General features: G+C 58.2%; 13 protein-coding genes and 3 pseudogenes. All 16 read left to right on the forward strand.

Features of this window, described 5'->3' with window-relative positions; all coding sequences use genetic code 11:
- Window positions 1-214 (forward strand): annotated as a pseudogene (locus XANALMUS060_RS23090) (AMP-binding protein); the annotation flags it as partial.
- A gap of 105 nt (window positions 215-319) precedes the next feature.
- Complete coding sequence (locus XANALMUS060_RS23095) at window positions 320-838, forward strand: hypothetical protein (protein WP_343122986.1); 519 nt, start codon at window positions 320-322, stop codon at window positions 836-838.
- A 6-nt stretch (window positions 839-844) separates the two neighbouring features.
- A complete protein-coding gene (locus tag XANALMUS060_RS21420; RefSeq protein WP_082065193.1) occupies window positions 845-1,423 on the forward strand; it encodes a phosphopantetheine-binding protein in 579 nt (192 codons plus the stop codon).
- On the forward strand, window positions 1,420-1,896 hold the full coding sequence (locus XANALMUS060_RS15830; RefSeq protein WP_045739259.1) for a phosphopantetheine-binding protein: 477 nt from the start codon (window positions 1,420-1,422) through the stop codon (window positions 1,894-1,896). The genes XANALMUS060_RS21420 and XANALMUS060_RS15830 overlap by 4 nt, the downstream gene beginning before the upstream one ends.
- A complete protein-coding gene (locus XANALMUS060_RS15835) occupies window positions 1,893-3,941 on the forward strand; it encodes a condensation domain-containing protein (RefSeq protein WP_082065194.1) in 2,049 nt (682 codons plus the stop codon). Before XANALMUS060_RS15830 ends, XANALMUS060_RS15835 begins: the two co-directional genes overlap by 4 nt.
- Before the next feature lie 272 nt (window positions 3,942-4,213).
- A complete protein-coding gene (locus XANALMUS060_RS22260; RefSeq protein ID WP_045739261.1) occupies window positions 4,214-4,489 on the forward strand; it encodes a hypothetical protein in 276 nt (91 codons plus the stop codon).
- Between the two features lie 36 nt (window positions 4,490-4,525).
- Window positions 4,526-5,251, forward strand: coding sequence for an AMP-binding protein (locus tag XANALMUS060_RS20675; RefSeq protein WP_255352392.1), 726 nt, complete (start codon window positions 4,526-4,528; stop codon window positions 5,249-5,251).
- Between the two features lie 19 nt (window positions 5,252-5,270).
- Window positions 5,271-5,636, forward strand: coding sequence for an AMP-binding protein (locus XANALMUS060_RS20680; protein ID WP_045739263.1), 366 nt, complete (start codon window positions 5,271-5,273; stop codon window positions 5,634-5,636).
- A gap of 301 nt (window positions 5,637-5,937) precedes the next feature.
- A pseudogene (locus XANALMUS060_RS22265) lies at window positions 5,938-7,689 on the forward strand (condensation domain-containing protein).
- On the forward strand, window positions 7,593-8,807 hold the full coding sequence (locus XANALMUS060_RS15865) for an AMP-binding protein (RefSeq protein WP_082065196.1): 1,215 nt from the start codon (window positions 7,593-7,595) through the stop codon (window positions 8,805-8,807). Before XANALMUS060_RS22265 ends, XANALMUS060_RS15865 begins: the two are co-directional and overlap by 97 nt.
- Window positions 8,756-9,922, forward strand: coding sequence for an amino acid adenylation domain-containing protein (locus tag XANALMUS060_RS15870; RefSeq protein ID WP_045739265.1), 1,167 nt, complete (start codon window positions 8,756-8,758; stop codon window positions 9,920-9,922). The genes XANALMUS060_RS15865 and XANALMUS060_RS15870 overlap by 52 nt, the downstream gene beginning before the upstream one ends.
- Window positions 9,923-10,051: 129 nt before the next feature.
- On the forward strand, window positions 10,052-10,225 hold the full coding sequence (locus tag XANALMUS060_RS22270; RefSeq protein WP_235430554.1) for an AMP-binding protein: 174 nt from the start codon (window positions 10,052-10,054) through the stop codon (window positions 10,223-10,225).
- 25 nt (window positions 10,226-10,250) lie between these two features.
- On the forward strand, window positions 10,251-10,475 hold the full coding sequence (locus tag XANALMUS060_RS21430; RefSeq protein WP_045739266.1) for a hypothetical protein: 225 nt from the start codon (window positions 10,251-10,253) through the stop codon (window positions 10,473-10,475).
- A gap of 470 nt (window positions 10,476-10,945) precedes the next feature.
- Window positions 10,946-11,305, forward strand: coding sequence for a condensation domain-containing protein (locus tag XANALMUS060_RS22735; RefSeq protein ID WP_255352393.1), 360 nt, complete (start codon window positions 10,946-10,948; stop codon window positions 11,303-11,305).
- Window positions 11,242-11,505, forward strand: a pseudogene (locus XANALMUS060_RS22740) (condensation domain-containing protein); the annotation flags it as partial. The gene XANALMUS060_RS22735 and the pseudogene XANALMUS060_RS22740, both read left to right, overlap by 64 nt.
- Window positions 11,506-11,530: 25 nt before the next feature.
- On the forward strand, window positions 11,531-12,218 hold a 688-nt coding region (locus tag XANALMUS060_RS22285; protein WP_235430555.1), incomplete at its 3' end, for a condensation domain-containing protein.

Consider the following 12,218-nt stretch of genomic DNA (forward strand, 5'->3'; position numbering starts at 1 on the left):
CGAGCATGGCGATCATGATCCGTATTCCTGGGTCAAGCGGGTTATTTGTAGTGGCGAAGCCTTGCCGGCAGCACTTGCAGAGCGTGCCCAGGCGGTTTTTCCATCAGCGGAGATTTTCAACCTTTATGGGCCGACAGAAGCGGCAGTGGATGTTACGGCCTGGCGTTACTGCGCCGAGTCGGAAAACACCGGGATCCTGCCGATTGGTCGTGCGATTGATTGCGAACACGCAGATCTATATCCTCGATGTACAAGGCGCACCGGTTCCGATTGGGGTGGTGGGCGAGTTGTACATTGGCGGCGATGGCCGAGTTGTACATTGGCGGCGATGGCGTGGGTGGGGCGTGGGTATCTGAATCGAGAGGGCCTGAGCGCCGCACGCTTCCTCGCCGATCCATTTAGTACCGATCCGACGGCGCGGATGTATCGCACTGGTGATCTGGGTCGCTGGCGTGCCGATGGCGCGATTGAGTTTGTGGGACGTAACGATCATCAGGTCAAGATCCGTGGTTTCCGCATTGAATTGGGGAGCGCCGCACGCTTCCTCGCCGATCCATTTAGTACCGATCCGACGGCGCGGATGTATCGCACTGGTGATCTGGGTCGCTGGCGTGCCGATGGCGCGATTGAGTTTGTGGGACGTAACGATCATCAGGTCAAGATCCGTGGTTTCCGCATTGAATTGGGTGAAGTCGAGGCGCGGCTGAGTGCGCATGCGGATGTGCGCGAATGCGTTGTCATCGCGCTTGATGATCTGGCGCGTACCGAAAAACGGCTGGTGGCGTATTGGGTCGCTGCCGAGGGTGTGACGTCCGAGAGCATCGGTCCAGAGGTTTAGGCGCGGCTGAGTGCGCATGCGGATGTGCGCGAATGCGTTGTCATCGCGCTTGATGATCTGGCGCGTACCGAAAAACGGCTGGTGGCGTATTGGGTCGCTGCCGAGGGTGTGACGTCCGAGAGCATCGGTCCAGAGGTTTTGCGTAGTTGGCTGTCGGGTGTGCTACCGGACTACATGATCCCAGCGGCCTATGTGCGGTTGGATCGCTTGCCATTGACTCCTAACGGCAAGCTGGACCGCAAGTTGTTACCGGCGCCGGAAGGTGCGGCTTATGCCACACATGCGTATGAAGCACCACAGGGTGCAATTGAGGAATCTATTGCCGCCATCTGGCAAGACTTACTTGGGCTCGACACGATAGGCAGGTATGACAACTTCTTTGCCCTCGGTGGACATTCCTTGCTGGCAGTGACGCTGATCGAGCGTATGAGTCAGCAGGGATTGCAGGTCGATTTGCACACCTTGTTCACTACTCCGACGCTTATCGCATTAGCTACTAAAGCATCTGAAGAAATTCAGCGCAAGCAAGTTGAATTAATTTCAAGAAAGAAAAATAAAGCGGCCATCAAAGAATTTAAGATATGAAAATCTGGGATTTCTTGCTTCAGTTGAGAATAAAAAATATATCTCTGTCATTGAGGGACTACATGATCCCAGCGGCCTATGTGCGGTTGGATCGCTTGCCATTGACTCCTAACGGCAAGCTGGACCGCAAGTTGTTACCGGCGCCGGAAGGTGCGGCTTATGCCACACATGCGTATGAAGCACCACAGGGTGCAATTGAGGAATCTATTGCCGCCATCTGGCAAGACTTACTTGGGCTCGACACGATAGGCAGGTATGACAACTTCTTTGCCCTCGGTGGACATTCCTTGCTGGCAGTGACGCTGATCGAGCGTATGAGTCAGCAGGGATTGCAGGTCGATTTGCACACCTTGTTCACTACTCCGACGCTTATCGCATTAGCTACTAAAGCATCTGAAGAAATTCAGCGCAAGCAAGTTGAATTAATTTCAAGAAAGAAAAATAAAGCGGCCATCAAAGAATTTAAGATATGAAAATCTGGGATTTCTTGCTTCAGTTGAGAATAAAAAATATATCTCTGTCATTGAGTGATGATGGTGTTGATTTAATCATTTCATGCAGAGATGAGGATTTTAGTCTTGAAATTCAGGATTTCATTAGAAATAACAAATCACTATTGATGGAGTGGATAATTTGTGGGAAGTTGGATTTCTTAAAAATTGATAGGGATTTGCCTGGAAATGATGAGCCAATTTTAGAAATTTCACTGGATGAAATTGGAGTAATTTCTGAAATAACCCAGGGTGGATCGTCCAATATCCAGGACATCTATCCGCTGGTTCCACTACAGGAAGGCATTTTCTTCCATCATCTGCTGCAGCGCGAGGGTGATGCCTATTTATTGCCGAACCTGATCGCGTTCGACAGCCGCTCGCGTCTGGACGCGTTTGTTGATGCGCTGCAGCGTGTCATCGATCGTCACGATATTCTACGTACAGCGGTGGTCTGGGAAGGGCTTGCCGCACCAGTCCAGGTCGTGTGGCGGCATGCGCCACTGGTGATCGAGGAGGTTTGCCTGGATGACACCGACTTCGATGTAGCGGCACAGTTGCAATCGCGCTTCGATCCGCGCTACTGGCGCATGGATGTGCGTCAGGCGCCGCTGATGCGTGGTTTTACGACGCACGATCCGGTCAATGGCCGTTGGCTGCTGCAGTTGCTCAGTCACCACCTTGCTCTAGATCACACCACGTTGGAGATCGTGCTGGAAGAGGTTAAATGTCACTTGTGTGGTGAAGCGTCTAGCTTGCCTGCCCCCCTGCCGTTTCGTAATTTTGTGGCGCAGGTGCTGCTGGGTGTTAGCCAAGAGGAGCATGAGGCGTATTTCCGCACAATGCTCGGTGATATCGATGAATCCTGTGCGCCGTTCGGTCTGGTTGATGTACAGGGCGATGGATCCGATGTGGAAGAGGTGCAGCTCAAGTTGCCGGATCGGCTGTCGGCATTGCTGCGGAGTCAGGCACGCACGCTCGGCGTGAGCGTAGCCAGTCTGTTTCATCTGGCCTGGGCGCAAGTGGTGGGGCGGGCCACTGGGCGTGAGAGTACTGTGTTCGGGACAGTGTTGTTTGGACGTATGCAGGGCGGAGCTGGGGCCGGCCGTGCACTGGGAATGTTCATCAATACCTTGCCGATACGCATCGAAATTAATAGTGCTAGCGTGCTAGAGAGCGTGCGTTTGGTACAACAGCGCCTTGCCGGGCTATTGCAGCACGAGCATGCGCCGCTGTCGCTAGCACAGCGTTGCAGTGGTGTTTCGGTACCGGCACCGTTGTTTACCTCGCTGCTCAACTACCGCCATAGTGGCCAAGCGAATAGTGCTACCAAAGCGATGGCATGGAAGGGGATCGACACGCTATCGAGTCATGAGCGAACGAATTATCCGCTTACCGTTTCTGTGGACGATGTGGGATCGGATTTTGTACTGAAGGTGCAGTCGCGGCGTCCACTGGTTGCGGATCGTATATCCGCGTTTATGTTGAAGGCGTTGGAAGGGCTTGCCGATGCCCTTGCTTATGCGCCAGAGACAGCAATGTGTGATTTCGATGTTCTGCCTGACTTTGAACGGCATCAGGTACTGACGCAGTGGAATGCAACGGCAGCAGATTATCCGCGCGATGCCTGTGTGCACGAATTGTTCGAGGCACAGGTGGCACACGATCCATCGGCCATCGCGGTAGTGCAGGGCGAGGTGTCGCTGACCTATGGCGAGTTGAACGCGCGTGCCAACCGTCTGGCGCATTACCTGCGCGAGTTGGGCGTATGCCCGGATGATCGCGTGGCGATCTGCGTGCAGCGCAGTGTGGAGATGGTGGTGGCGGTGCTTGCGGTGCTGAAGGCGGGCGGGCGGGTGCGTGCGTATGTGCCGCTGGATCCGGCCTATCCGCCGGAGCGGCTGGCCTATATGCAGTCAGATTGCGGCGCAGTGGTGATGTTGACGGATACCGCGAGCCGCCACTTGGTCGAGCATCCGACTGCCTCGACGGTGGTCGTCGATCTGCAAGCCGACGGCCAGTGGTGATGTTGACGGATACCGCGAGCCGCCACTTGGTCGAGCATCCGACTGCCNCGCGAGCCGCCACTTGGTCGAGCATCCGACTGCTTCACTCGACGGTGGTCGTCGATCTGCAAGCCGACGGCCAACGGTGGTCGTCGATCTGCAAGCCGACGGCCAGCGCTGGGCACACCTGCCCGACAGTAATCCGGATCGCACCACCGTTGGTCTGACCTCGCGGCATCTGGCGTATGTGATCTACACGTCCGGATCGACCGGTATGCCGAAGGGTGCGCGCGATGAACGAGCATCGCGGCGTCGTCAATCGTCTCGTGTGGATGCAAGAGGCCTACACGCTGGATCGATCCGAGGTTGTTTTACAAAAAACACCGATGAGCTTCGATGTCTCGGTCTGGGAACTACAAAAAACACCGATGAGCTTCGATGTCTCGGTCTGGGAACTGTTCTGGCCGCTGCTGAGCGGTCGGTGCGCGGATGCAGTTGACCGAATCAGAAGGCCAGCGCGGATGCAGTTGACCGAATCAGAAGGCCATACAAAGATCCGGTGTATCTGAAGACGTTGATCCGCGATACGCAAGTCACCACGTTGCCTGCATTTCGTGCCGTCGATGCTGCGGGCATTTGTCGAGCAATTTCGTGCCGTCGATGCTGCGGGCATTTGTCGAGCATGGCTGGCGATCATGATCCGTATTCCTGGGTCAAGCGGGTTATTTGTAGTGGCGAAGATCATGATCCGTATTCCTGGGTCAAGCGGGTTATTTGTAGTGGCGAAGCCTTGCCAGCAGTCTGCACTTGCAGAGCGTGCCCAGGTAGTTTTTCCATCAGCCGAAATTTTCAATCTTTATNCTGCATTTCGTGCCGTCGATGCTGCGGGCATTTGTCGAGCATGGCTGGCGATCATGATCCGTATTCCTGGGTCAAGCGGGTTATTTGTAGTGGCGAAGATCATGATCCGTATTCCTGGGTCAAGCGGGTTATTTGTAGTGGCGAAGCCTTGCCAGCAAGCAGCGCTTGCAGAACGTGCCCAGGCGGTTTTTCCATCAGCTGAGATTTTCAACCTTTATGGGCCGACAGAAGCGGCAGTGGATGTCACGGCCTGGCGTTACTGCGCCGAGTCGGAAAACACCGGGATCCTGCCGATTGGTCGTCCGATTGCGAACACGCAGATCTATATCCTCGATGTACAAGGCGCACCGGTTCCGATTGGGGTGGTGGGCGAGTTGTACATTGGCGGCGATGGCGTGGGTGGGGCGTGGGTATCTGAATCGAGAGGACCTGAGGAGCGCCACACGCTTCCTCGCCGATCCATTATTTAGTACCGATCCGACGGCGCGGATGTATCGCACTGGCGATCTGGGTCGCTGGCGTGCCGATGGCACGATTGAGTTCGTGGGACGTAACGATCATCAGGTCAAGATCCGTGGTTTCCGCATTGAATTGGGTGAAATCGAGGCGCGACTGAGTGCGCATGCGGATGTGCGCGAATGCGTGGTGTTGGCGCTGGAGGGTGCGGCGGCTGGTACCGAGAAGCGTCTTGTGGCGTATTGGGTTGCTGCCGAAGGTGTGACGTCGGAACATCTTGGCGCGGAAAGCTTGCGCAGTTGGTTGTCGGATACCTTGCCGGATTACATGGTGCCTGCCGCCTATATGCAGTTGGATCGCCTGCCGCTGACTCCGAATGGGTTGCTGCCGAAGGTGTGACGTCGGAACATCTTGGCGCGGAAAGCTTGCGCAGTTGGTTGTCGGATACCTTGCCGGATTACATGGTGCCTGCCGCCTATATGCAGTTGGATCGCCTGCCGCTGACTCCGAATGGCCGGCAAGCTGGATCGCAAGGNGCGGCGCCTGCGTATGAAGCACCGCAGGGCGCGATCGAACAAGCCATTGCCGCGATCTGGCGTGAGCTGCTGGGAAGCTGGATCGCAAGGCATTACCCGCGCCGGATGGCTCAGCCTATGCGGCGCCTGCGTATGAAGCACCGCAGGGCGCGATCGAACAAGCCATTGCCGCGATCTGGCGTGAGCTGCTGGGTCTGGAGAGCATCGGGCGGCACGACAACTTCTTCGCACTCGGTGGACATTCGTTGTTGGCGGTACGAGTTGCTTCGCGCCTGCGTCAGGAATTGGGTGTCGAGATCGGCGTGGCGGAGCTGTTCGCGCATGCGACGCTGAAGGACCTTGCCGCGTGCGTGGCCTCTTCGTCCGGTGCGATCTTGCCGCCGATCCTGCCATTGCAGCCGGATGCGCCGCGCGTACTGTCCTTTGCACAACAGCGGCTCTGGTTCCTATCGCAGTTCGAGGGTCTCAGTCAGGCGTATCACATCAGCGGTGGCCTGCGTCTGCACGGGGCGCTGGATGCACAAGCACTGCAACGTGCGTTGGATCGTATCGTGACCCGGCATGCGTCGCTGCGCACGACCTTCGCGCTCGTCGATGGGCAGGCGTTGCAGCAAATCGCCGCTGAAGACAGTGGCTTCCATTTGATCGCTCACGATCTGCGTGGTGTGCCTGATCGTGAGGAAGCGCTTGAGAAACTGCTGACCGAGGAGGCACATGCGCCATTTGCGCTGGAGCAAGGCCCACTCATCCGTGGCCGGCTGATACGACTTGCCGACGACGAATCCGTGCTGTTCGTGACCATGCACCACATCGTCTCGGATGGATGGTCGATGGGGGTTTTGATCAACGAGCTGAGCGTGTTGTATCGGGCGTTCGCACGTGGCGAAGCCGATCCGCTAGCACCGTTGCCAATCCAGTACGCGGATTATGCAAGCTGGCAGCGGCAATGGCTGGTGGGCGAGGTACTGGACCAGCAGGCCACGTATTGGCGCAAGACGCTATCCGGTGCGCCGGTGTTGCTGGAACTGCCGACAGATCGTCCACGTCCAGCGAGACAGGACCATGCCGGTGCGATGCTGAAGGTGGTCGTCGATCCGCAGCGGACGCAGGCACTCAAAGCGCTGAGCCAGCGCCATGGCCTGACGCTATACATGATCCGCAGCGGACGCAGGCACTCAAAGCGCTGAGCCAGCGCCATGGCCTGACGCTATACATGACGGACGCTCCTGGCGAGTTGGGCGCTACTGCTATCGCGTCTATCTGGTCAAGATGATGTCGTCATCGGCAGTCCGGTGGCCAATCGTAGTCGTTCGGAGACCGAGGGGCTGATCGGCTTCTTCGTCAACACGCTGGCGTTACGAGTGGAGTTGTCGAGTTCGCCGACGCTGGCGCAATTGCTGGCCGCGTTGAGGGAGCGCGCACTGCAGGCGCAGGCGCATCAGGACATCCCGTTCGAGCAGGTCGTCGAGCTGATTCAACCGCCACGCAGTCTGGCGCATGCGCCACTGTTCCAGGTGATGTTTGCGTGGCAGAACACGCCGCAGGGTGAACTGGATCTTGGCGAGATCGAGACCAGTGGGCTTGGTGTTGCGCAAACGATTACGCAGTTCGACCTGTCGTTGTCGTTGGTCGAGAGTGAGGAGGGGATCGTCGGTAGTCTGACCTATGCCAGCGGGCTGTTCGAGCATGCGACGGTGCAGAGATGGATGGGCCATTGGCAGCATTTGTTGGAAGCGATGGTGACCAATGGCGCTGAAGATCAGCTTGTTGGATGTTTGCCGTTGCTGGACGATGCTGAGCGCCATCAGCTGTTGATGGAGTGGAATGCAACGACGAAGGATTATTCGTCAACACGCTGGCGTTACGAGTGGAGTTGTCGAGTTCGCCGACGCTGGCGCAATTGCTGGCCGCGTTGAGGGAGCGCGCACTGCAGGCGCAGGCGCATCAGGACATCCCGTTCGAGCAGGTCGTCGAGCTGATTCAACCGCCACGCAGTCTGGCGCATGCGCCACTGTTCCAGGTGATGTTTGCGTGGCAGAACACGCCGCAGGGTGAACTGGATCTTGGCGAGATCGAGACCAGTGGGCTTGGTGTTGCGCAAACGATTACGCAGTTCGACCTGTCGTTGTCGTTGGTCGAGAGTGAGGAGGGGATCGTCGGTAGTCTGACCTATGCCAGCGGGCTGTTCGAGCATGCGACGGTGCAGAGATGGATGGGCCATTGGCAGCATTTGTTGGAAGCGATGGTGACCAATGGCGCTGAAGATCAGCTTGTTGGATGTTTGCCGTTGCTGGACGATGCTGAGCGCCATCAGCTGTTGATGGAGTGGAATGCAACGACGAAGGATTATCCACGCGATGCCTGTGTACACGAGTTGTTCGAGGCACAGGTGGCGCGTGATCCGTCGGCCATCGCGGTGGTGCAGGGCGAGGTGGCGCTGACGTATGGCGAGTTGAATGCACGTGCGAACCGTCTGGCGCATTACCTACGCGAATTGGGCGTGTGCCCGGACGACCGGGTAGCAATCTGCGTGCAGCGCAGTGTGGAGATGATAGTGGCGGTGGTGGCTGTATTGAAGGCTGGCGGTGCTTATGTACCGCTGGACCCAGCCTATCCACCGGAGCGACTGGCCTATATGCAGTCCGATTGCGGCGCGGCAGTGATGTTGACGGATACCATCAGCCGCCACTTGGTCGAGAATCCGACTGCCTCGACGGTGGTCGTCGATCTGCAAGCCGATGGCGAGCGTTGGCAGCATCTGCCGGACCAGAATCCTGACCGCCATGCCAATGGTCTGACCTCGCGTCATCTGGCGTATGTGATCTACACGTCCGGATCGACGGGTATGCCGAAGGGTGCGATGAACGAGCATCGCAGTGTCGTCAACATGGCTTTCGTTCAAAAACAAAAATTAGTCTTAAATTCCGATAGTCGTGTCTTGCAGTTTGCCTCTTTCAGTTTCGACTCTTTTTCGAGGCACAGGTGGCGCGTGATCCGTCGGCCATCGCGGTGGTGCAGGGCGAGGTGGCGCTGACGTATGGCGAGTTGAATGCACGTGCGAACCGTCTGGCGCATTACCTACGCGAATTGGGCGTGTGCCCGGACGACCGGGTAGCAATCTGCGTGCAGCGCAGTGTGGAGATGATAGTGGCGGTGGTGGCTGTATTGAAGGCTGGCGGTGCTTATGTACCGCTGGACCCAGCCTATCCACCGGAGCGACTGGCCTATATGCAGTCCGATTGCGGCGCGGCAGTGATGTTGACGGATACCATCAGCCGCCACTTGGTCGAGAATCCGACTGCCTCGACGGTGGTCGTCGATCTGCAAGCCGATGGCGAGCGTTGGCAGCATCTGCCGGACCAGAATCCTGACCGCCATGCCAATGGTCTGACCTCGCGTCATCTGGCGTATGTGATCTACACGTCCGGATCGACGGGTATGCCGAAGGGTGCGATGAACGAGCATCGCAGTGTCGTCAACATGGCTTTCGTTCAAAAACAAAAATTAGTCTTAAATTCCGATAGTCGTGTCTTGCAGTTTGCCTCTTTCAGTTTCGACTCTTTTATGTTCGAAATTAGTATGGTGATATGCTGGGGTGGAAAATTATTTATTCAATATGGCAATGAAATTGTTCTTGGGGATTGTTTTTTTGAGTTGGTAAAAAATAAAAAAATTACTCATGCGGCATTGCCTTCTGCGCTGTTGCCAACAGTATCGAATGTTGAAGAGCTTGTCTCTTTGCAGACGATGATTGTTGCAGGGGATATACTCTCTGCTGCCAATGCAAAACGTTGGAGCCAAGGAAGAAGGTTGATTAATGGCTACGGCCTGACGGAGACGACCGTCTGCGCCTGTTTGCATGAATGTGATGCGAATGCGACGGGTGCGCCACCCATTGGGCGTCCGATTTCCAATGTGCGCATCTACATCCTGGATACACACGGCGCACCGGTACCGATTGGGGTGGTCGGCGAGCTGTATATCGGTGGCGATGGCGTCGGGCGTGGGTATCTCAATCGAGCGGCATTGACCGCCGAGCGCTTCCTCGTCGGGCGTGGGTATCTCAATCGAGCGGCATTGACCGCCGAGCGCTTCCTCGCCGATCCATTTAGTGATGATCCAACGGCGGCGGATGTACCGCAGCGGTGATCTGGGACGTTGGCGTGCCGATGGCACGATTGAGTTTGTGGGACGCAACGATCACCAGGTCAAGATCCGTGGTTTCCGCATCGAGTTGGGCGAGATCGAGGCGCGCTTGAGCGCGCATGCGGAGGTGCGATGTACCGCAGCGGTGATCTGGGACGTTGGCGTGCCGATGGCACGATTGAGTTTGTGGGACGCAACGATCACCAGGTCAAGATCCGTGGTTTCCGCATCGAGTTGGGCGAGATCGAGGCGCGCTTGAGCGCGCATGCGGAGGTGCGCGAGTGCGTGGTCGTCGCGTGCGCTTGAGACGGCAGGGACAGAGAAGCGGCTGGTGGCGTATTGGGTCGGTCACGAAGCTGTTGATGCTGCCGTATTGCGCAGTTGGCTATCGGATGGACTGCCCGATTACATGGTGCCAGCGGCCTATGTGCAGTTGGATCGCTTGCCGCTGACCCCCAACGGCAAGCTGGATCGCAAGGCATTACCCGCACCGGATGCGGCGGCCTATGCGGCGTTGACGTATGAAGCACCACAGGGCGAGATCGAACACCGCTGACCCCCAACGGCAAGCTGGATCGCAAGGCATTACCCGCACCGGATGCGGCGGCCTATGCGGCGTTGACGTATGAAGCACCACAGGGCGAGATCGAACACACCATTGCCGCGATCTGGCGCGAACGAATTACTCGGTCTGGAGTCCATCGGACGGCATGACAATTTCTTCGCCCTGGGCGGGCATTCGTTGCTGGGCGTGCGCCTGATGTCGCGCATTCGCAGCGCATTGGGGGTGATTACTCGGTCTGGAGTCCATCGGACGGCATGACAATTTCTTCGCCCTGGGCGGGCATTCGTTGCTGGGCGTGCGCCTGATGTCGCGCATTCGCAGCGCATTGGGGGTGGAACGAACTGCCGCTGGCGACCTTGTTCGCCCAACCGCGCCTGGCCGAGTTGGCTCACGCCCTGGCAAGCGCTACCGCCAGTACGTTGCCGCCCATCGTTCCAGCCGATCGAGATGCACCCCTGCCATTGTCCTTCGCGCAACAACGGCTATGGTTCCTGGCGCAATTCGACGAACGCGCCGCGCAGGCGTACACCCTCTCTGGCGTGATGGACTTGCACGGTGCGCTGGACCTGCCCGCGTTGCAACAGGCGTTGGACCACATCGTCGCCCGCCACGAGGTACTGCGCACCTGCTTCCTCGCCAACGACGACGGTGCTACCCAGGTGATCGCGCCGGCCAAACGACGACGGTGCTACCCAGGTGATCGCGCCGGCCAATGTCGGCTTCGCGCTGACCCGCATCGATCTGCGTCACACGCCAGATGCCGCGGTTGCCGCACAGCATCACGCCGAACAGGCAACCCGCACGCCCTTCCTTCGAGCTGAGCCGTGGTCCGTTGATCCGTGGCTGCCTGCTGCAGCTGGCCGAGCAGCAACACCGCTTGCTGATCGGCATGCACCACAGCATCTCCGATGGCTGGTCCATTGGGATCTTGATTCGCGAACTTGGCGCGTTGTACGCCGCCTTCGTGCAAGGCCAGCCCCGCTTGCTGATCGGCATGCACCACAGCATCTCCGATGGCTGGTCCATTGGGATCTTGATTCGCGAACTTGGCGCGTTGTACGCCGCCTTCGTGCAAGGCCAGCCCAATCAATCCGCTGCCGCCCCTGCCGATCCAGTACGCCGACTACAGCCTGTGGCAACGCCGCGTGCTCGACGGACCGCTGCTGCAACGCCAGCTCGCCTTCTGGCGCGAGCACCTGCACGGCGCACCCGCGCTGCTGGAACTGCCGACCGACCACCCGCGTCCGGCATTGCAGGATTATCGCGGTGACAGTGTCGAGTGCGTCATCGATGCGGACCTCACCGCCGCCCTGCGCGCGGTGAGCCAGCGTCACCGCACCACCGTGTTCATGACCGTGTTGGCCGGCTGGGCCGTGCTGTTGTCGCGGCTGTCCGGTCAAGACCAGGTTGTGATCGGCGCGCCTGTCGCCAACCGCACGCGCAGCGAACTCGAAGCGTTGATCGGCTTCTTCGTCAATGCCCAGGCGCTGCGCATCGACCTGCGTGGTACACCGAGCGTCGCCGACCTGCTGGCCCACCGTGTTCATGACCGTGTTGGCCGGCTGGGCCGTGCTGTTGTCGCGGCTGTCCGGTCAAGACCAGGTTGTGATCGGCGCGCCTGTCGCCAACCGCACGCGCAGCGAACTCGAAGCGTTGATCGGCTTCTTCGTCAATGCCCAGGCGCTGCGCATCGACCTGCGTGGTACACCGAGCGTCGCCGACCTGCTGGCGCAG

The organism is Xanthomonas sp. MUS 060, assembly GCF_000963215.1.
GTDB lineage: Bacteria > Pseudomonadota > Gammaproteobacteria > Xanthomonadales > Xanthomonadaceae > Xanthomonas_A.